The organism is Xanthomonas sp. JL1, from assembly GCF_038405005.1.
This window is the reverse complement of the sequence record NZ_JBBYGR010000047.1, coordinates 62,886-84,316: the sequence shown is the minus strand read 5'-3', so window position 1 is coordinate 84,316 and position 21,431 is coordinate 62,886. Positions and strand designations below refer to the sequence as shown.

At 63.8% G+C, this 21,431-nt stretch carries 9 protein-coding genes and 6 pseudogenes; 6 read left to right on the top strand and 9 right to left on the bottom strand.

Features of this window, described 5'->3' with window-relative positions:
* Positions 1 to 39: 39 nt before the first annotated feature.
* The 4 genes from WJW29_RS11145 to WJW29_RS11130 are packed head-to-tail and all read right to left on the bottom strand — an operon-like array spanning position 40 to position 4,703.
* Positions 40 to 1,212 carry an enoyl-CoA hydratase/isomerase family protein gene (locus WJW29_RS11145; protein ID WP_011258592.1) on the bottom strand — a complete coding sequence of 391 codons (1,173 nt, stop codon included), beginning with the start codon at positions 1,210 to 1,212 and terminating at the stop codon, positions 40 to 42.
* Entirely contained in the window at positions 1,212 to 2,009 is a 798-nt protein-coding gene (locus tag WJW29_RS11140; RefSeq protein WP_113186835.1) for an enoyl-CoA hydratase, read from the bottom strand. Before WJW29_RS11140 ends, WJW29_RS11145 begins: the two co-directional genes overlap by 1 nt.
* A complete protein-coding gene (locus WJW29_RS11135; RefSeq protein WP_041182076.1) occupies positions 2,006 to 3,187 on the bottom strand; it encodes an acyl-CoA dehydrogenase family protein in 1,182 nt (393 codons plus the stop codon). The genes WJW29_RS11140 and WJW29_RS11135 overlap by 4 nt, the downstream gene beginning before the upstream one ends.
* A 10-nt stretch (positions 3,188 to 3,197) precedes the next feature.
* The gene (locus WJW29_RS11130) at positions 3,198 to 4,703 is read right to left on the bottom strand and encodes a CoA-acylating methylmalonate-semialdehyde dehydrogenase (protein ID WP_011258589.1); all 1,506 of its coding nucleotides are present in this window, start codon (positions 4,701 to 4,703) and stop codon (positions 3,198 to 3,200) included.
* Positions 4,704 to 4,841: 138 nt separating this feature from the next.
* Between WJW29_RS11130 and WJW29_RS11125 the strand changes: the two genes are divergently transcribed.
* The 4 genes and pseudogenes from WJW29_RS11125 to WJW29_RS11110 all read left to right on the top strand — a co-directional run.
* On the top strand, positions 4,842 to 6,227 hold the full coding sequence (locus WJW29_RS11125) for a short-chain fatty acyl-CoA regulator family protein (RefSeq protein ID WP_011258588.1): 1,386 nt from the start codon (positions 4,842 to 4,844) through the stop codon (positions 6,225 to 6,227).
* 336 nt (positions 6,228 to 6,563) lie between these two features.
* Positions 6,564 to 8,025 (top strand): annotated as a pseudogene (locus WJW29_RS11120) (TonB-dependent receptor).
* A gap of 234 nt (positions 8,026 to 8,259) precedes the next feature.
* Positions 8,260 to 8,649, top strand: a pseudogene (locus tag WJW29_RS11115) (glycosyl hydrolase 53 family protein); the annotation flags it as partial.
* Positions 8,644 to 9,848 (top strand): annotated as a pseudogene (locus WJW29_RS11110) (DUF4982 domain-containing protein); the annotation flags it as partial. The pseudogenes WJW29_RS11115 and WJW29_RS11110, both read left to right, overlap by 6 nt.
* 238 nt (positions 9,849 to 10,086) lie before the next feature.
* Here WJW29_RS11110 and WJW29_RS11105 read toward each other — a convergent pair.
* Positions 10,087 to 10,440, bottom strand: a complete 354-nt coding sequence (locus WJW29_RS11105; protein ID WP_011408237.1) for a hypothetical protein — start codon at positions 10,438 to 10,440, stop codon at positions 10,087 to 10,089.
* Between the two features lie 166 nt (positions 10,441 to 10,606).
* Positions 10,607 to 12,538: an alpha-L-fucosidase gene (locus WJW29_RS11100; protein ID WP_011258585.1), complete on the bottom strand. Its 1,932-nt coding sequence runs from the start codon at positions 12,536 to 12,538 to the stop codon at positions 10,607 to 10,609.
* Between the two features lie 187 nt (positions 12,539 to 12,725).
* Here WJW29_RS11100 and WJW29_RS11095 point away from each other — a divergent pair.
* Positions 12,726 to 13,102, top strand: a pseudogene (locus WJW29_RS11095) (transposase); the annotation flags it as partial.
* Between the two features lie 47 nt (positions 13,103 to 13,149).
* On the opposite strand, the pseudogene WJW29_RS11090 reads toward WJW29_RS11095, so the two are convergent.
* Positions 13,150 to 13,753 (bottom strand): annotated as a pseudogene (locus tag WJW29_RS11090) (integrase core domain-containing protein).
* Between the two features lie 90 nt (positions 13,754 to 13,843).
* Here WJW29_RS11090 and WJW29_RS11085 point away from each other — a divergent pair.
* Positions 13,844 to 14,044: pseudogene (locus WJW29_RS11085) on the top strand (MFS transporter); the annotation flags it as partial.
* A gap of 24 nt (positions 14,045 to 14,068) precedes the next feature.
* Here the strand turns inward: WJW29_RS11085 and WJW29_RS11080 are convergent.
* Together WJW29_RS11080 and WJW29_RS11075 are read right to left on the bottom strand one after the other, a co-directional pair.
* Complete coding sequence (locus WJW29_RS11080; RefSeq protein ID WP_094187730.1) at positions 14,069 to 17,650, bottom strand: ATP-binding protein; 3,582 nt, start codon at positions 17,648 to 17,650, stop codon at positions 14,069 to 14,071.
* Between the two features lie 65 nt (positions 17,651 to 17,715).
* Positions 17,716 to 21,273: an ATP-binding protein gene (locus WJW29_RS11075; protein ID WP_041182074.1), complete on the bottom strand. Its 3,558-nt coding sequence runs from the start codon at positions 21,271 to 21,273 to the stop codon at positions 17,716 to 17,718.
* Positions 21,274 to 21,431: the final 158 nt, after the last annotated feature.

Below are 21,431 nucleotides of genomic sequence, written 5' to 3'. Positions count from 1 at the left end.
GTGCCCATCACATTGCCAGCCACTCGGCGCGCACCGGCCTCAACTGCTGCCCAGATCGGCAAGCGGATGCTGTGCAGCCGACCAGGGCACAACGAAGAAATCGGCGGCCCACTGCGCATCGGCTGCTTCCAGCGACGCCGGTTGCCAGTGCGGTTGACGATCCTTGTCGATCAACAGCGCGCGGATGCCTTCGGCAAAATCGCCGTGTGCCGCCGCATGCAATGCGACCACGTATTCGGTACGGAAGGTGTCGGCCAGCGTCGTGGTGCCCGCATGGCGATGCAGCTCCCAGGCCAGGCGCGCAGACCCCGGAGCACCCGCGGCCAAGGTGGCACGTGCAGCCTGCAACCAGCTGTCTTCGCTTTGCAGCGCCAGAATTGCAGCGACAACGTGTTCCAGCGATTCGCCAGCCACCCACTGTTCGATCAACGGTGCGTGGATTTGTAGCGGGCCCGGCTCGGTGGGTTGCGCGATGCCATGCAGGAATGCACTGAGTTGGGTGCGGTCGTCGTCGGCATTGCCTGCCCAGGCGTGCGCACTTAGCGCATCCAGCACCGCTGCGTACTGCGCATGCTCCAGGCGCACGTCGGCGAGCCCTGCATAAACCGCATCGCTGGTATCCAGCGGCGCGCCAGTCAGCGCCAGAAACAGGCCGGCGCCCCGCGGCACACGGCGCAACAACCAACTTCCCCCCACATCCGGGAACAAGCCGACGCTGATTTCCGGCATGGCCAGGCGCGAGCGCTCGGTGACCACACGATGGCTGGCACCGGACATCAAGCCGATGCCACCGCCCATCACGATGCCGTGGCCCCAGCACAGCAGGGGCTTCGGATACGTGTGGATGCGATGGTCGAGCCGGTATTCCTCTTCGAAGAACGCCGCGGCATGCGCATTGGCCTGCGGCGCTGCGCGGCGCGCTGCACTGTCGGGCACCGCATCGCGATGCGCATGCATGCTCTGGTACAGGCCATGCAGATCGCCGCCAGCGCAGAACGCCTTTTCACCGCCGCCGCGCAACACCACACACGCGATCTGCGCATCCTCGGCCCAAGCGCGCAATTGCGCATCCAGTAGCCGCGTCATCTGCAACGACAGGCCATTGAGCGTCTTGGGCGCATTCAAGGTGGCGATACCGATGCGATGTCCATCGGCACAGGTGCGCTGCTCGAACAGCACCGGTGCGTCGCCGGTTGCGCTGACGTGCGCCATCAGTGGTTACTCCACTGCGGCGCGCGCTTCTCCAGAAATACGGCCACGCCTTCGGCCTGATCGACGTGTTCGAATAGATCCACAAATGCTTCGCGCTCGGCAATCAGCGCGGCTGCGTGCGTGCCATGGCGCGTGGACTGCACCAGCTGCTTGCACGCCGACACGCTGATTGGGCTCTGTTTACCGGCGCGCTGCGCCCAGGCAATCGCCAAGGCGCGCGACTCGCCCTTGCCAACCACCTCTTCCACCAACCCGATGCGCTGCGCGGTGGCAGCATCAACACGCTCACCGAGCAGGATCATGCGCTTGGCCCAACCTTCGCCGACCACGCGCGGCAGATTCTGGGTACCGCCTGCACATGGCAGCAGACCAACACTGGCTTCGGGCAACGCAAGATGTGCTTGCTGCTCGGCGATGCGTAGATCGCAGGCCAATGCGCACTCCAGCCCGCCCCCCATCGCATAGCCGTTGATTGCAGCGATCGACACGCCGCGAAACGCACTCAAGGCTTCGAAAGCTTCGCCAAACCGGCGCGCGGCCTCGCGTGCGTTGGCCTTGTCGCCATCGGCGAACTGCTTGAGATCGGCACCGGCGCTGAAGAATTTCTCGCCCTCGCCGCTGATCACCAAGGCGTAGATGCTGCGATCTGCATCCAGTGCGCGCACCAAATCGCGCAGAGCCGCCAGGCTGTGCACGGTCCAGGTGTTGGCCGGTGGGTTGCTCAAGGTCACGATGGCCACGTGACCATCGCGCTCGACCTGCAGACCGGTATGGACGCCCTGTTCCCAATCGCTCATCGCAGTTCCTCCTCGCCATTGAGCAGATGACGCGCCACGATCATGCGCATCACCTCGTTGGTACCTTCCAGAATGCGGTGCACGCGGCTGTCGCGCAGCAAGCGCTCGATTGGATACTCGCGGATATAGCCGTAGCCGCCGTGGATCTGCAAGGCATCGTCGCAGATGGCAAAGCCTGCATCGGTGGCGAAGCGCTTGGCCATCGCACACCACACGGTGGCATCGTGGCTGCCGGCATCGAGCTTGCGTGCAGCGGTGTGCACCATCTGCCGCGCGGCCACCAGTTGCGTGGCCATATCGGCCAGCTTGAACTGCAGGGCCTGGAAATCGGCCAGCGTCTTACCGAACTGGCGGCGCTCGCCCATGTAGCGCCGCGCGGCATCCAGCGCGCCTTGCGCTGCGCCCAACGAACACGCGGCGATATTGATGCGTCCACCATCCAGCGCCTTCATCGCCATCTTGAAACCTTCGCCTTCCTTGCCAAGCAGGTTCTCGGCAGGAATGCGCACGTTTTCTAAGGTCACACCGCGCGTGGGCTGGCTGTTCCAGCCCATCTTTTCTTCCTTGCGGCCATAGCTGATGCCGGGGGCATCGGCCGGCACCGCGAACGCGCTGATGCCGCGTGCGCCGTCTTCGCCGGTGCGTGCCATCACCACCAGCACATCGGTCGCGCCGGCACCGGAGATGAAGGCCTTGCTGCCGTTGAGCACGTAGCTGTCGCCATCGCGCTGCGCACGGGATTTCAACGATGCTGCGTCCGAGCCGCTGCCCGGTTCGGTCAGGCAGTAGGAGCCGAGTTTGGCACCGCTGGTCATCGCCTCGCCCCACTGCGCGCGCACCGCATCGGTGCCGTAGCTGGCAATAAACCAGGTGACCATGTTGTGGATGCTGATGAAGGCCGAGGTGGATGGATCCACCGTGGCAAGCTCTTCGAACACCACCGCCGCATCGAGCCGGCGCATGCCCAGGCCGCCCACGCCGTGGTCGGTGTAAAGCCCGCAAAAGCCCAACGCTGCGGCCTTGGCGATCGCCTCGCGCGGGAAGTGACCTTCTGCGTCCCACTGCGCCGCGTGCGGGGCGAGTTCCTTATCGGCAAAATCGCGGGCGGCGGCGCGAAAGGCTTGCTGCTCTTCGTTCAAATCGGCCGCGTTGGGATAGAGCTGGATGGCTGCGTTCATGGCGATCGGGTCACTTGAGGGAGATGGTGGTGTTGACGCCATGGCCCAGCGTCTCGTCGTCGAACCAGCGCGCGGTCACGGTCTTGGTCTGGGTGTAGAACATCACCACCTGCTTGCCGTACGGACCCAGGTCGCCGAGCTTGGAGGCACGCGAACCAGTGAAGGAGAACAGCGGCACCGGCACTGGAATCGGCACGTTGATGCCGACCTGGCCCACATCGATGTCTTCCTGGAAACGCCGCGCAGCCGCACCGGATTGGGTAAACAACGCCGTGCCATTGCCATTGGGATTGGCGTTGATCAAGGCGATGGCCTCGTCCAGCGTGGCGGCTTCCAGAATCACCAGCACCGGCCCGAAGATTTCTTCGTCGTAGATCCGCATGCCGGGTGTGACGCCGGAAAAAATGGTCGGCCCGACGAAGTTGCCTTGCTCGAACCCCGGCACCTGGGGCGCGCGGCCATCCAGTTCCAACATGGCGCCCTGCTCCACACCGGAGGCGATCAAGGCTTCCACCCGCGCGCGTGCGGCGCAGGAAATCAGCGGACCCACTTCGGTGCCGGGCGCATTGCCGGCGCCGATCTTCAAACGTTTGGCCTTGGCCACCAGCTCCGGAATCCACGCGCGCGCGTCACCGACCAGCACCAGCGTGGAGGCCGCCATGCAGCGCTGCCCGGCGGCACCGAACGCGGCGCCGACCATCGCATTGAGGGTCTGCCCGCGATTGGCATCCGGCAGCACCACGGCGTGATTCTTGGCGCCCATCATGCATTGCACGCGCTTGCCGGCCAGCGAGGCGCGTTGATACACGTGCGTGCCGACCTTGGTGGAGCCCACGAACGACAGCGCCTTGATATCGGGGTGATCGCACAGTGCGTTGACCACGTCCTCGCCGCCGTGCACGACGTTGAGTACGCCCTTGGGAATGCCGGCTTCCAGGGCGAGTTCGACCAAGCGCATGGTCACCATCGGGTCTTGCTCGGAGGGCTTGAGCACGAAGGTGTTGCCGGTGGCGATCGCCATCGGAAACATCCACAGCGGAATCATCGCCGGGAAGTTGAACGGGGTAATGCCGGCGCACACACCCAGCGGCTGCAGCAGGCTGTAGGTGTCCACGCCGTTGGCGACGTTGTTGGCCAGCTCGCCCAGCTGCAGATTGCCGATCGCCGCGGCGTGCTCCACCACTTCCAGACCGCGGAACACATCGCCTTCGGCATCGGCCAGGGTCTTGCCTTGCTCGGCGCTGAGCAGCGCGGCCAGTTCGGGCATGTGTTCGCGGATCAGCTGCTGGTACTTGAGAAAAATGCGCGCACGCGTGCCGATCGGCGTCTTGCGCCACGTGACGAAAGCGCGGCTGGCTGCGGCCACTGCCGCGGCCACTTCGTCGGCGGTGGCAAATGGCACCTGGGCCAGCACCGATTGATCGGCCGGGTTGACCACGTCCTGCCAGTGCGTGCCGGCGGACACCACCAACTCGCCATCGATCAACAAGGACACGCGGGGGACGGATTCGCGCATTGCAGGGCTCGCTATTCAAGAAGGACTTGTGGCCGTTTCGGGCCATCGCTTCGCATTGTTCGCATCCCGCCCGGGCATTCCCAGCCTCCGCTTGCTTAATCGCGCTAAGCTGGCGCCACAATTTTGCGAATCTTGCGAATGCCTCAGTCGCACGCTCAACTCCGCCACCAGCTCGGGCTGCGCCTGCAGCGGCTGCGCCAGCGCCACGGCCTGACCCAAGCCGAGCTGGCGCGCCGACTCGAACTGTCGCCGAGCTATCTCAACCAGATCGAGCGCAATCAGCGCCCGCTCACGCTGGCCATCCAGCAGCGGCTCAAAGCCACGCTGGGCGACCTGGACGGCCTGCTGGATCTGGACGACCCGGCCGCATTGGTCGAGCCGCTGGACCAATCGCTGCGCAGCCTGGGCCACACGCTGCTACCCGCCGAACTGCGCGCACTCACCGGCAACCTGCCGCAGGTGGCGCAGGCGCTGCTGGACCTGCACCGCGCGCATCAGCATCTGCTCGAACGCAACGCTGCGCTGGAATTGCAGATCGGGGTCGAGCACGTGGCGGTGCCATCGCTGTCGCCCGGCGAACAGGTGCGCGACTACTTCAACCGCGCGCACAACTATCTGCCCGAACTGGACGAGCGCGCCGAAGCGCTCTACGCCGAACTTGGATTGACCCCGGAAAATCTACCGCTACGGCTGCGCCAACGCCTTGCCGATCGTCATGGCCTGCTGGTGCAGGACGCCGCCGACCTGCACCGCGACAAGCGCAGCATGGATGCGCAAGCGCGTGTGCTATGGCTGGCGGCACACTTGCGGCCGGGCCAGCAGGCGTTCCAGATGGCCGCACAGCTGGCATTGCTGGAATGCGCGCCGCTGCTGGACGCGCGGATTGCCGACGCCGGTTTCGAAGACGCCGAGCGCATCGCGCTGTCGCGGATTGGCCTGTCGAACTATTTCGCCGGCGCGCTGGTAATGCCCTACAGCGCGTTCCTGCACAGCGCGCAGACCTCACGCTACGACATCGAATGGTTGGCCGATCGCTTCGATGTGGGTTTCGAAGCGGTGTGTCACCGGCTCAGCACCTTGCAGCGGCGTGGAGCAGCCGGCTTGCCGATCTTTTTCATGCGGGTGGACCGCGCCGGCAACGTGTCCAAGCGTCATTCGGCAACCGATTTCCATTTCTCGCATGTCGGCGGCGCCTGCCCGTTGTGGATCGTGTACGAAGCGTTCAACCAGCCTGATCGCATCCTCACCCAGATCGCGCGCATGCCCGATGGCCGGCGCTATTTCTGGCTGGCCCGCCAGGTCAGCAGCGGCCCTCCCGGATATGGCCGCCCGCGCAAGACGTTTGCCCTGGCAATGGGCTGCGACCTGCGTCACGCCGATCAACTGGTGTATGCGCGCGGTTGGGATCTCAACGCGGTCGACGATGCGGTACCGATCGGTCCGGGCTGCCTGACGTGCGCGCGCAGCACCTGCGTGCAGCGCGCGTTTCCTGCGCTGCCGCGCCTGCCGACGAGCGCGCGCTAGCGTCTTGCCAGGCAGTGGGGAGGGAGGCGTCGGGATTGACGTGCCACACCACTGTGCGCAGCCCGCGTCATTGCCGCAGCGCGGCATTCCAAGCCGGGATAGCTGCCGCAAAATGCTTCATTGGAATGGAATGACTTGTGCTTCTACCCTGAAGCGGACACATCGACGCCAGCGCCGTGCATCGCGCTTGCGGCGCCACGCAGACGAACACACAACGCCCATCGCGCAGCACCGCATCACTCGCCACACCCACGCAGGCGCGCAAGACCCTTTCTCCATGCGGCTGGCCGCACCATCAGCCACCATCTGGTCAGTTGTCCTGGGAGCGATCAACCGATGCCTGTTCACCACACCGGCCGCTCGGCCAGCCGGCCTGCGCGCCGTACGCCCGTGCGCGAGGTTCTCTGCACCACCATCGCCTGCATGCTGGCCACTGCGTTCAGCGCGCACGCGCAGGACACTGCACCCGCCGCACCGCCGGCCAACGACACCAGCAGCGCCGCCAGCCACAGCCAGGCGCCGGTCACGTTGGACAACATCGCCGTGATCGGCCAGCGCGCCAGCCTCCATCAGGCCGTGCAAGCCAAGCAGATGTCCGACCAGGTCATGGAAGTGATCTCAGCGGACAACATGGGTCAGATGCCCAACGTCACCGTAGCCGCGGCACTGGTGCGCCTGCCCGGCGTCAACGGCACCCGAGATCGCGGCAACGAGAGCCTGGTCACCGTGCGCGGCCTGGGCCCGCGCATGACCATGGGTACCGTCAACGGGCGCGAAATCGCCTCGTCCGAGCCCAATCGCGCGGTGCGCTGGGAGGTGTTCCCCACCGAGCGTGCGCGAAGCCTTCGCCAAGGCAGTCTTCAGCTCGCAGCTGTTCGGCACCGATGCCACGGGTAATGTCGGCGTACGTCTGGTCAACACCAAGACCAGCAGCAACGGCTTCGATTCGGTCGGCGGCACCGTGCCGCCCAGCAGCGACAGCAAGGCATACACCGACGTACTGCCCAGCGCCACGCTCAACTTCCTGACCGACGACCAGCGCATCCTGCGCGTTGCAGTGGCCAAGGTCACCGCGCGTCCGCCGCTGGACGAACTGCGCACCGGCCGTCGCCTGGACGACCCCACCGTCACCGTCGGCCAGCTCACTGGCAGCGGCGGCAACCCGCAGTTGGATCCGTTCAAGGCCACCCAGGTCGCTGTCTCGTACGAGTGGTATTTCCACACCGAAGCGCTCGCCGCACTGGCCGTGTATCGCAAGGAAGTGGATTCGAGCATCGGCTACCGCACCGACCGCGAAGTGATCAACGGCCTGGATTATCTGGTCAGCGCGCCGTTCAATGGCGGCGGCGACATCAACGGCGTGGAACTCACCTTGCAGACGCCGTTCTACTTCATCGCGCACATGGAAAATTTCGGCGTCTACTCGAACTATTCGCTGGTAAATTCCAACCTCAAGAAATTCTCGCCGGAAGACAACCCGCTACCGTTGAGCGGGCTGGCACGCAAGACCGGCACTTTCGAAGCGCGCGTGGGCCACAAGTACCACAGCCCCTACACGGTGGTGTACGGCTGGAATGCCGCACGGCTGGCGCGCCTGCAGAGCGAAGGCACGGTGGATCTGAGCTTGACCTGGCAGTACAGCAAGCAGCTCGGCTTCCGCTTTCAGGCCAGCAATCTCACCAACGATCCGCTGCGCGCCTACACCGACAACACGCCCAACCGTCTGGCCAATCAGGACGATGGCGGCTACCAGGTGTTCGGCCGCCGTTACCAGTTGGAGGCGACGTACAAGTTTTAAGCGCAGCGCGCACGAGCACTGCGCGCGACGGATTGCTTAGCCCTCCACGTGTTCGATCGGCTGCGCAGGTTTCTGCGCGGCCAACCTGATCGCAACACACCTGCATCACACCGCAGCCGTGGCGTGGCATCCAATGTGCAAGCCACGTTTGGATTCTGCACAGCGGCCGCGCAGCAGCGCCGCCGCCTGCGGCATGCCGTCCCCCGCTCCACGTTGTCTCTGTCGAGGAATTGCATGCGTTCACCACGCCGTCTCTGGACGCCCACGCTACTGGCGTTGGCCATTTTCACCTTCGCACACGCCACCCCGGCCCTGGCCACGCTGTATCTCGGCGCGGACCTGCCCTACGTCAACGAGATGGAAAAATGCGGCGTGCAGTACTGCGAGAACGGTGTGGTCAAAGATCCATTCGAACTCTTCCACGCACACCGCGCCAATCTGGTGCGCGTGCGCTTGTGGAACGATGCGCGCTGGACCAAGTACAGCGACCTGTCCGATGTCAAAAAAACCATTGCGCATGCACGCGCGCACGGCATGCAGGTGCTGCTGGATCTGCACTATTGCGAGGATTGGGCCGATGGCGAACAACAGCTGATTCCCAAGGCCTGGCCCAGCATCACCGACCCCGATGCGATGGGCGAGCTGGAAACCATGGTGCGGCGCGGCCGCAATCATCCCTGCGTCATCCTGTGGTCGCTCGGCAACGAAGAGCCGCAGCAGGTGACCGAGCGCGGTGCACGCATCGTTACCCGCATGCAACAACGCGTGCGCCAACTCGACCCCACCCGCCCCACGCCCTTCGCCATGGACAAGGGCTTCGGCGATGGCGTCGGTCAGGTGGCGCATGTGGTCGGTTTCAACTACCGCACCGGCCAGATGGATGGCTTCCACGCGCAATACCCCAACATCCCGATCTACGGCAGCGAAACCGGCAGCACCGTGTCGGTGCGCGGCAACTATCAGCGCGACGACAAACGCGGCGACACCCGCGCCTACGACCTGGACCACCCCTGGTGGGCCGGCACCGCCGAAGCCTGGTGAAGCCATGTTGCGCAGCGCCCGTACATCGCCGGCGGCTTCATCTGGACCGGCTTCGACTATCGCGGCGAACCCACGCCCTACAACCGCTGGCCGAATGTGGCGTCGCAATTCGGCGTGCTCGATCGCTGCGGGTTTCCGAAAGACAACTACTGCTGCTACCGCGCGCAATGGAACAGCGAACCGGTCACTGGAACTGGGACGGCCTGCTGCAGCCGGACGACAACGGCCGGATCGACGTCTGGTGCCACAGCAATCTCAAAGCGGTAGAACTGCTGGTCAACGGCGTCAGCCAAGGCATGCAGCAAGTGCCGGCTTACGGCCATGTCGCATGGCGTGTGGTCTACGCACCCAGCGCAATCGAAGCACGCGGCTATCGCGGCGGCAAGCTGGTGCTCAGCGAGCGCCGCGAAACCACAGGCAAGCCGGCCGCGATCCACCTCAGCTGCGACCGCACCACCCTGCGCGCCAATGCCGAAGATGTCGCAGTGGCGAAGGTGGCAATCGTCGACGCACAAGGCCGTCTGGTACCAACGGCCGACAACCAGGTGCAGTTCGCGTCGCGCGGCCCTGCCCGGCTGATCGGCGTCGGCAACGGCGACCCCAGCAGCCACGAAGACGACAAGGCACCACAGCGCAAGGCATTCAACGGCCTGTGTGCGGCGCTGTTGCAGACCACGCGCAACAGCGGCGATATCGTGCTGCAGGCGACCGCACCTAGGCTGACCTCGGCCAAGCTACGCCTGCCTGCAGCGTCCGTTAAAGCGCGCGCATCGGTGGGTTGAAGTGTGGCAGTCGCTACGTGTTGCGATGGAGACTGCGGCGCTGCCGGGGCCGGTTCGGCCTTGGCAGCGTACCGATGGCACAGTCAGCCGCAGGCAATCCGTCGGCATGTTCCGGGAAAACTAAAGAGCACGGCGCAGCGCATGCTTGTTGGACGATCGCGGCCAGGGCTTCAGCTAGGACATGGTCGGCAGGTCTTTATCAGCCAACAACTCCCTGCCGCTGGCGTGATGGCCAGCCTCACGTCTCGCGATTTCCCGCAGCCGGATCGCGCGGAAAATAGCGGTGGAGCTTTTCATCCCACGCGCGGAATTGCTCCAACGTCTGCGCATCCATCGGGCGCGGGTCGTCGGCCAGCGCTTTGTTCTGCGCCACATAGGCGATGCGCTGGGACGACAGTTCATCCCACGCCTTCCTGAGCATCACCGGATCCGGATGCGAAACCAGCATCGCCTCCAGCAGCGTCGCCTGTGCCACACGCGCGGCCAGCAGATCGCTGAGCGCCTCGGTCACGGCCTGCATCCACTCGTGTTGTTTCTGTTCCATATCCAACCCAGTCGCCTGCGCAATGCGCCGCGCACCATAGCGCCTCATCTGCAACGGCGGCGTGCAGGGGAGTGGAAGATTCGGGCTCACCACGTGATGCGACTGCGGCGATTTCCCTCCTCATCCCTTCGCAAGACGCATCCCAGCGCGCGAAACTACATCCACTCAGCGCGGCGCTCCCACGCAGCGCATGGCTGCGCGGGAGCGCAAGCGCTCATCGCAGGCGCGAGAACGCACCGATACCCGCAATCGCCAGCCGCTCGGCGGGCACCGCCGTTTCCGCGAACGACAGCCGCAGATAGCGGATCTGGCGGACCTCGGGGAAATTCAGCCGCTGGGTCGAGAGCGCATAGGCGATGTTGGACAGCTCGCCGGCACCGGCCGGTTGCCAGTGCTGACCATCTTCGCTGGTCTCGGCGCGATAGCCCTTCGGCGGTGCCGCACCGGTCATCACCGCGCGCGAGGGCGTAAGGCTGAACCCGGCCACCTTGCGCAGCGCACCGAGGTCGATGGTCGCCTGCACGGGATGGCCCGGCGTCGGTGCCGGCGTGATCCAGAGCGTGCTGGCATCGTCGTCGAGCAACGTTTCCGCCCCTGGCGCGCTCGCCTCGACGATGCGCCAGCCGGCGGTGGACAGCACGTCCGGCGCATTCGCCGTCGGCCGCGCGACCAGCACCGGCGCAACGGCGCGGAACAGCGCGAACTCGGTGATCGCCGGGCAGACCGGCGCCTCAAGCACCACCAGGCGCACCCGGCGTGCGGCAATCGGGCGATCCAGCCGCACGATACGCTGCGCGCCGATGCATTGCGCTTCGGCCAATCGCCGCCATTGCCCATCGACCTCGGCTTCGACCGCGAAGCGGGTGACGCGCACGCCCAGCGGCAGATATTCGCGCAATCGAATCAGATCGAAGCTGTGCGCCGTCGGCAGTTCCAGCGTCAGCGTCGGCGTGGTGACATCGTCCGGCGTGGACCAGTAGCTGTCCGGCTGGCGGTCGAGTACGCGCGACGGCTCGAACCCAGGGCCACGCGATGCGCTGGCAGTGGCCTTGGCACCCTTGGCCAGATCGATGGCGAAGCTGGCGCGGATCGCGTCGCCGAAACTCTGCAGCACCGCCACGTCGTGGTCGGGAATGCGGCCGCGCCGGTCAGGCGGAAGATTGAGATTCATGTTGGTGCCGCGCGCCACCGAGGTGTCGAAATAGCGCACCAGATTCTCCGGGCTCCGCACCTTGCCGTCTTCATCGGCGTGGTAGAACCAGCCCGGGCGGATCGACGTATTGGTTTCGGCAGGCCACCACAGCGCCCCGCCGCGCACGCCCGAATTGCCGTTTTCCTGGGTGTACGGGGCATTGGGCATGGTCGGCCAGGACGGATCGCCGGCGATGCCATCTTCATTGCCGCCCCAGCGGATATCAGCGCCCAGCGGATCGAAGGTACATGCCATCGGCTGATGCTGGTGCACCAGCCCGATCATCCGCGGCCAGTTGTAGTACGCAGGCGCATCGATCTTGCGCGATTCGCGCGCCCCGCCGTAATAGCCGTCGCCGCCATTGGCACCGTCGAACCAGAACTCGAACAGGTCGCCGTAGCCGGTGCAGAGCTCGACGATCTGCTTGCGGAAATAGTCGATATAACCGGGGCGACCATACTCGGCATGGTTGCGATCCCAGGGCGAGAGGTACAGGCCGAACGCGAGACCCGCGCGGCGACATGCCGCGGCCATCTCCCCGACAATGTCACCCTTGCCGTTCTTGTACGGCGAGTTGCGGATGCAGTGCTCGGTCAAGCGTGTCGGCCACAGACAGAACCCATCATGGTGCTTGGCCGTGAAAATCAGCCCCTTGAGATTGCCTGCTTTTGCCGCAGCGACGATCTGGTCGGCCGAAAAATCGCTGGGATCGAATTTGCGCGGATCTTCGTCGCCGTAGCCCCATTCCTTGTCGATGAAGGTGTTCATCGCAAAATGCACGAAGGCGTATTGCTCCCACCGATGCCAGCGCAGCTGGCGCGCGCTAGGCACTGCCCCCCACGGTGCCGGCCCGTTGGCGCGCGGCGTCTGCGCGATGCGAGCCGCCGATGCACTGACGCTGGCAGCAGCGGCCGCCGCCACGCCCGTGGCAAGAAAGGTACGACGATCGATCATTGGCTACTTCCGACTTTACACAAGTTTCGATCTTAGCTTTTCCAACGACGGAAGGGTTCTCCGCCGAGGCAACAAACGATTGTGCACGGTGTTGATACGCCCAGCTTTCATAGACATCTCAAGGCCATGGAAAATGGGGAATTCGGAGATGTCCATAAGCAGCAAGCGGTAGACGGGTGCGTTCAAGATCGAAGCGGTCCGGCAAGTGACCGATCATGGCTTCAAGGTGGCAGAAGTCGCCGAGCGGCTGGGGGTCACCACGTACAGCCTGGACGCCTGGCTGCGCACGTTCGGCAAGCCCGGCGTGGTGCAGCGCGCCAAGGTGGACCAGCGCGCCGAGGTTCGGCGCCTGAAGGCCGGGTTGCGCCGCGTCACCGAGGAGCGCGACATCCTAAAACAGGCCGCCGCGTACGTTGCCAGGGGGTAAAGGCAAAGTGCGCCTTCATGCACGCCAATCGCGGGGAATTCAGGCTGTGCGCGATGTGCCGGGTGTTGCGGGTGAATCGTTCGGGTTATTACGCTTGGCGAAAGACGCCCAAGAGCGAACGCGCCAAGGAAGATGAACCGCCCCGTGAACCGCCCCGGTTTTGTCGGAGGCCGTTTGGTTTGAGTCAGGCCGCCTCAGCCTGACGGATTTGCTGCCGATCATAAGCCGCTTCGGCTTCCGCTGGCGGGACGTATCCGATCGGCCCCAGCAGGCGTTTGTCGTTGTACCAGTGCACCCAATCCAGCGTGGCCAGTTCCATCTGCTCGCGATTGCGCCACGATCTGCGGTGGATCACGTCGGCCTTGTACAGGCCGTTGATCGTCTCAGCCAGTGCGTTGTCATACCAGTCGCCAACGCTGCCGACAGACGGTTCGATCCTGGCCTCGACCAGCCGTTCGCTGTAACGGATGCTGACGTATTGCACGCCACGGTCGCTGTGGTGGATACGCTGATGCCTTGCGCAGGATCTCGTTGGCCTGCCGCAACTCCCGCACCTCGCGCTCCAGCGACTTCATCTTCTCGCGCTCGGACGTGCTCAGCCCCTCACGCCGACCCTGGTCGCACTCGGCCTGCCGTACCTCGTTGCAGAGTGTCTGCGCCGTGCAACCGATCTTCCCGGCGATCGATGCGATCGTCGCCCACTGCAAGGTGTGATCCTTCTGGTGCTCAAACACCATCCGCACCGCTCGCTCACGAACCTCTGGCGAATACGTCATTGCTTTGCTCATGACTCCATCCTCTCAAGAGTTGGAGCCTCCGGGAATCCCGGGGCGGTTCAACTTGCTAATGGCCCTGCTATCGGGGATGGGTCAGTCATCGGTTTCGGCACAGCAGCAGCGCGTAGCTTGCTGGCCGCTTTCAATACGCATCTGGGCGACACGCATGGAGCCATCGCAGCGCGGCATGCCACCTCCTTGTACGTAGGCGGCATCACCTTATCGTCGACGTTGATCTTCTGGCAGCTGGCCAAGACGCGGCCGCATCCCAAGGAAGTCGAGGCGGTTGCCGAGTGGCGGTAGCGCAACGTCACGTCTCCATGGCGGCTAGATAGCGTTGCGTGGGCGTGCACGCCGCAACGCCTCGGCGATGGTGTCGGCCAGCATATCGCCGGTGAGTGGCTTGCGCAGAAAACTGTCGAAGCCGGCGTCCTGTGCATTCGGCTCGGCGACCTCATCGGAGCGTGCGGTCACGGCGATCAACGGCATCTCATAGCCGAAGGCGCGCAGTTGCCGCGCCAGCGCGAAACCATCCAGCCCGGGCAGATCCAGATCCAGCAACGCCAGATCGAAGGTGTTGTCGGCCGCCTCGGTCAACGCCGCCAGGCCATGCGGGGCATGCACCACAGAGTGACCCTGCGCGCGCAGCAGGCCAACGATGACTTCGGCAATGGTCGGATCATCTTCCACCAACAGGATGCGCTGCGGTTCGACCGCCGTATCGGCAACCACTGGCTCGCCGTCGAGTGGGGCATTGGAGGCGACCCAGTGCAGCGGCAGATCCACTACAAAGCGCGTCCCCTCACCAAGCCGGCTGATCACTTCGATATGCCCGCCCATTGCCATTGCCAGCTCCTGGCAGATCGCCAACCCCAGCCCACTGCCGCCGTAGCGTGAGTTGGTCCTGGCACCATCGCCCTGCTCGAAGCGCTGGAACAATCGCGCTTTCTGTTCGGCGTTGATGCCAGGGCCTGTATCGGCAACCTCGAAGCGCAGGCCTTGATAGGAACCGAGCGTGGTCAACTTCAAACCCACCACACCGCGCTCGGTGAATTTGATCGCGTTATTGAGCAGATTGAGCAAAATCTGCCGGATGCGGGTGGAATCACCGCTGGCGGTGATGTCGCCGAGCAGCCCGATTTCCAGGCTGAAACGCAGGCCGCGCTCTTGCGCCAACGGTGCCATCAGCGCTTCGACTTCGGCCACGAGTTGACGCACCGAAAATGGCTGCAGATCCAGTTCCAACCGGCCGGACTCGATGCGGGCCAGATCCAACGCATCGTTGACCAGCCGCAGCAGATGCGCACCCGCGCGGCGGATAGACTCGGTGTAACTGCGCTGCGTGATATCCAACGACGTCTTGAGCAGCAGCTCGCTCATACCTAGGACGCCGGTCATCGGCGTGCGCACTTCGTGGCCGAGTGTTGCCAGGAACCGCGTCTTTGCCAACGACGCCTGCTCGGCTACTTCCTGTTTGTGCACCGCCAGCTGCCAGGCAGTCAAGCGACGCAGCCGACGGCGGTACAACAAGGTGGCCGCAGCGATCAGGCACACCGTCAGCAAGGCGAGCAGGCTTAAACCCCACGGCGACAGCCACCATGCCGGCAACAGCTGAAAACGCAAGGTCTGACTTGCCGACCAGATACCGTCTGCAGTGCGCCCCTGCACTTCCAGCGTGTAACGACCGGCCGGCAGGCGCGAGAACAAGCGCTCACCACTGGGCCCGACGTCGATCCAGTCCGGGTCGTAGCCGCTGAGACGAAAGCGATAGCTGGTTGACTCCGAATGCGTAAAGGTCGGCATGCGCGCGACGATATGCAGATCGCGATCGCCGTCCTGCAGTCGCAGCGGCTCCACGCCGGTCACATCCAGTCCGCGCTCGCCGCGCCGCACCCCCACCCGCTCAATCAACAGGGGTGGCTGGCGCGTACTTGGACGCATTTTGGCCGGATCAAACAGCACAACACCATCAGGCGTTCCGCCTAGAATCTGCCCACCCCTTGCTTGGACAAGCGTGTCTCCCAGAAATTCTTGATTGGGAAGCCCGTCATGCACACCGTAGATCCGGACCATTTTGCTAGCGGGGTCCACTCTGATCAGACCGCGCGCACTCGACACCCAGGCCACGCCCGCGGCATCGACTACAAGCCCGTTCGGTGCCACCATGGGGAAATCCTGCGCTCCGCCAATGGTGTCCAGATGCGTAAGTCGCGTGCCATCCCAGAGATAGCGCCGCAGCTCGCCCATCAGTCCGATCCAAACCACACCTGAGTCGGTGAAACGGACCACATAATTCGTTGAGGAAGGCGCGCCTTGCACCATGACGAAAGCATCTGCTTTTGGATCCCAGTGCTGTAGGCCAGTCGTGCTGGCAAGCCACATCTGACCATCGGGACCCAGCCTTAAATCGTAAGCGCTGGAGTTATCCAGCCCATGCTTACCCTGCTCCATTTCACGAATAAGCCGACCTTCCTCATCACGAATCTGGAAGCCCATCTTATTCAAGAAAATCCAAAGCTGACTGCGTGCATCCAAGGCCATGAGGTCAGGTGTCACCATGTCAGCCTCGACATAGTGCTCTGTGGACAGCGGCCAGCGCTTGCTTTGTCGGGTACGCGGGTCATAACGCACCAGAGATTCTGGCAATCCAATCCAGACGTAGCCACGTCCGCTCTCCAGGAGACGCTTGGGCCAACGCGTCCCTGAGATAGGACGAAGGTGACGTTCCAACTTGCCGGTAACCGGATCCAGGCGTTCTAGCGCGCCGCGCGTGCCAGCAATCCATAATCCACCGGATGCCGATACTGCCGCTGCTCGTACAAGAGGATTGGCCATCGATTGTGGATCGTCAACGTGGTACGACAACACCGAAAAAGTACTCCAATTGGGCGGCAGATGCCAAAGCCCACCACTGAGACTGGCAAACCACAGGCCACCTTCGCGATCCTCGTAGGCAATTGCCCAACTCGGCTTGACCAGTCCATGTGCCGACAAGCTGTAGATCGGCACATTCTGGACCTGCGTGCCTTCCGAGATGCCCAGACCGGACATCGTATCCAGCCAATAGTGCCCGCTTCGATCATGCAACAACATGCCTATGACGTTCTGGCCGTCGTTTGCATGCTGCCAAGGATGCGGAGCAAAATTCCCGCCAGAGTCCAGTCGATACAGCTGATTATTGCTGTCGGTAACCCATAAGCCACCGTTGGGATCAACGCGTAGCCCATTGGAAGACTGACTGTCTCCTGGCAACGCCTTACGATCAAAAGACCTTCCATTCCATCGTGCGAGGCCTCCATTGCTTCCAATCCAAAGTGCCCCTTCAGCTGTAACCCGTAATTCATTCACTCGGTCAGACGGCAAACTATGCGCATCATCTGCCACAAACATAAAATGCTGCATGCTGCCATCCGGGCGCAACCGATAAAGCCCACTTCTAGATGTTCCAAACCATAGATCGCCATCGGGCGTCTGCGCGATCGCCCACACTGTGAGGTGACTGAGCTCAGGAAACTGCGCGCTCTCCAGTGGTTTGAATGCGCGCCGTTTAGGATCCATAACACCTACACCGCCATCATTTAAACCAACCCATAGCCTGTTTTCGGCATCGACTCCTACCGCCCATGCATAGTTATCTGTCAGCCCGTCCTCCATTCGCCAGATGCGGTAACTACGACCATCGAACCTGGCCAGACCATCGGTAGTTGCTAGCCAGAGGTAGCCGTTTTTGTCCTCGGCAAAGTCGTTCACTGTATTGGACGGAAGACCGTCGGCCACAGTGAGTTGGACCGGCACCGGAGTGGTTGGTACCGCCGCGGAGGCAAACACGGGCACCGCGGTGATCAATAGAACCAACAACCGTGCAGCAAGGTTGCGACCGAAAGCGGGACAAAAACGTAGGCGTGACATAAAAATTTCACTGCAGGTCGCCGCATAGTGCAGGCCGCGCCGTGCATGAGCAAGCACGCATCGCCTCACTCACGTACGCCCGATGCAGTGCCATCAGCGACTACCGCTCGTGTATTTGCCGCCTCGCGCGCAGCCGCGATTGCTTCTACCAGCAAATCCGCGGTCACCGGCTTGCGCAGGAATCCGTCGAAGCCTGCTGCCAGCGCCTGGGCTTCGGCGGCGCTGTCGGCGCGTGCCGTGACTGCCAGCAGCGGGAAGCGGTGACCGAGCTGGCGTAGTTGCGATGCCAGGGCGAAGCCGTCCAGACAGGGGAGATCCAGATCCAGTAGCGCGACGTCGAAACCACCGTCCACCGCCTCCGCCAACGCTGCTAGCCCATGCGCGGCATGCACCACACGATGGCCTCGGTTGATCAGCAGGCCGCTGATCACCTCAGCCACGGTCGGGTCATCTTCCACCAGCAAGATGCGCAGCGGCTCGCCTGCAAGCGCCTGCACCTGGCCGGTGGCGATACGTGTGCCGGAGCGATCGATCGGCAAAGGCAAATCGACGGTGAACTGAGTGCCGACACCGAGCCGGCTACGCACGCGGATCCGGCCCTTCATCGCCACGGTAAGCTCCTGACAGATCGCCAATCCCAGTCCGCTGCCGCCGTAACGCGAGCTGGTGCGCGCGCCCTCGCCCTGCTCGAAGCGCTGAAACAAGCGCTTCTGCTGTTCCAATCCGATGCCCGGCCCCGCATCGCGCACCTTGAAGCGCAGCGTTTCGCCGTGCTGGCTCAAGGTTAGCGACACGTCGCCGCGCTCGGCAAACTTGATCGCGTTGCCCAGCAGGTTGATCAGGATCTGACGCACCCGCGTGGCGTCGCCCAGCACGACCAGCTGCGTGGGAAACCGATTGCGATACAGAAAACGCAAGCCGCGCGCATCTGCGATGGGATGCATGAAATCGGCCAGCTCCTGCGCGAGCTGCGCGGGATCGAAGGCCTGTTGCATCAGCTCCAGCTTGCCTGCTTCGATACGCGCCAGATCCAGTGCATCGTTGACCAATCGCAGCAGATGCGTGCCGGCATTGCGGATCGCATCGACATGGCTGCGCTGCTTGGCATTCAAGGGCGTGGCCAGCAGCAGCTCGCTCATGCCCAGCACGCCGGTCATGGGTGTGCGCACTTCGTGACCGAGCGTTGCCAGGAAATGCGATTTGGCAATCGATGCCTGCTCGGCAAGCCGTTGCCGTTGCTGCGCCAGCACCCATTCCTGTCGTCGCCGCACGCGTTTTTTCCTGGCCCAAATGCCCAGGCACAGCAGCAGCATGCATAGCACTGACGCCGCCAGTTGCGCGGCCATGCTCAACCACCAGGGCGGCCGGACTTCCACTTGCAGCGCTGGTGCGGCCACCCAGTCGCCATCGCCGGCACGCGCCTGCACGTCGATGCGGTAATCCCCCGGTGGCAGCCGCGAGATCACGCGCTCGCCGCTGGCGCCCTCCTCCACCCAGCGCTCATCGTAGCCATTTACACGGTAGCGGTAATGCGCAGAGGCGGGATCGACGAACGACAACAGCCGCGCACTGATGCGCAGATCGCGATCGCGCGCTTGCAGGATCACCGGCCCCCTGTGCGCAATCGTCTGCGGACGCTCCGCATCGTTACGCCGCACCTGCACCGACTCGATCACTAGACGCGCCAGCGGCGCCGGTGCAAACGGCCGCGATGGATCGAATAACACGATGCCGCTGGTCGTCAACGCCAGCACCTGGCCATTGGGACCAATGGCCGGCGGACGCATCGAGAACTCACTATCTGGCAAGCCGTCGCGTTGACTGAAGCGATGCACCTGCGGCTGACCGCACTTGTAAGCGAACAGACCACGGGAGGTTATGACCCATACCGTGTCGGTGCCGCCTAATGCCAGGCCACGTATCTCGGTGGATGGCAGACCCTGCTCGTGCCCTATCCGCTCCAGCAGACGCGCCTGCTGCCCGTCCCACCCATAGCGCTCCAACGCACCGGAACGCCCAACCCAGAACTCATGCGGCGAAACGAAGGCCAGCGCATAGACTTCATGACGGGCGTCATCGATCACTGCGCGAAAACGTTTGCCCTGCCAGACCCACAAACCGTCACCGGCTGCGACCCAGACGGTGCCATCTGGCCGCACCGTCAATTGCTGCACCATGCCGCCGACTTCGCTCAGGTCGGTACCGAAGTGGAACGTGGCCAGCAGTCGTCCATCCGCAGCACGGCGCTGTACGCCACCTCCCACGATCGAAATCCAGAACTCGCCATTGATGCCTGGCGTCATCAGCTCCACCCGATGCGTGGCGGAATTACCAATCTGCATCGCAAGCTTGCGTTTGTGCCCAGTCGCTGGGGTATACCGTGTGATGCCATCGCGCAGCGCGATCCACAGACCACCGTCCCCAGCGGGCAGCACCGACTGCACGGTACCGCCCCCCAATATGTCGCTGTGCAGTACCGGCACCAGCTCACCGTCATTGCCCAGCCGGTACACACCTTCGCCGGTCGTTACCAAAAAGCTGTCGCCATCGGCGGCGGTATTGAACAGATACAAGCTCTCCAGCGGCTTGCCTTGGCTTTCAAAAATGGTGGAGAACCGCCGCCAATCCGGCGGGAGATACGCGATGCCTTGCGAAATCAGCCCGAGCCATAGGCCGCCCTGGCGGTCCTGCATCACATCGAGCACACCACTATGGGCGGTGAGAAAGCCGCTGCCACGATCGCCGTCCATCACGCGCAGCGCAGTTTCCCCGGGCGCCACCCGAAAGAACCCGTCGGCGGCACCCATCCAGTAGCCGCCGTGCACATCGTGCACCACGGTCGCGGCGCGTACGGTATCGGCCCCTGTCCAAGGCGCACGCTCCAGCACACCAGCCGGTGTCACCCTATACAAGCCCGTGCTGGTCCCTACCCACAACGTACCGTCGGCATCCTTGCTCAGCTTGAAAACAGTGGTGCCCAATCGGTCTGGCGCGATGCGCACGAAGCGCTCGCCGTCGCGCATCACCAACCCGCTATCGGTGCCGATCCATAGCCGGCCGCGTGCATCTGTCACCATGCTCATGATGGTGTTGCTGGGCAGTCCATCAGCCGCATCGGGGGTAGCACGGAACGTCGTCACCCGGCCATTTTCTTCGCGCCGGCAAAGTCCGCCGCTACTGGTTCCTATCCAGATCGCACCTTGTGCCTGCGCCAGCGCCCAGACCTGCCCATCGCATGCTGCACCGACGTTGGGAAACCTCGTAAATGCCGTGCGCGTCGCATCCAGCATGCTCGGTGGCGAGCCATTGACGCCAACCCACACCCGGTCGCGATCATCGACGAACAGCGTTTCCACTTCGTTGCCCGGGATCGAACTGGCGACATGCGGGTCGTGCTGCCATACCTGCAGCCCGATGCCGTCGTAGCGTGCCAGGCCATCGCCGGTCGCCGCCCAGATAAAGCCCTGCCGGTCCTGCGCCAATGCCAGCACCATGCGTGAGGGCAGGCCTTCGGGCGCACCGAACCGGCGCATGCGCGGGGTCTCGATCTGATTCACTGCCGCCGCATCCAGGCCGATCGATAGCAGTAGCACCGCCAGCACCGACAACAGCACGTTCTTCATCGTCATCCTTGTCCACATCGCCGCGTGTGCACGCGCGCGCCTGTCGGGACTGCACTGTACCCGGTAAATAGCACGCATTGGTTGCAGACAGTGGCCGGCAGCGTGTTGGTGCGCCTGGTGTTGGCCGCAGCCGATCCGGTGTTCGGCCACCCTCTTGA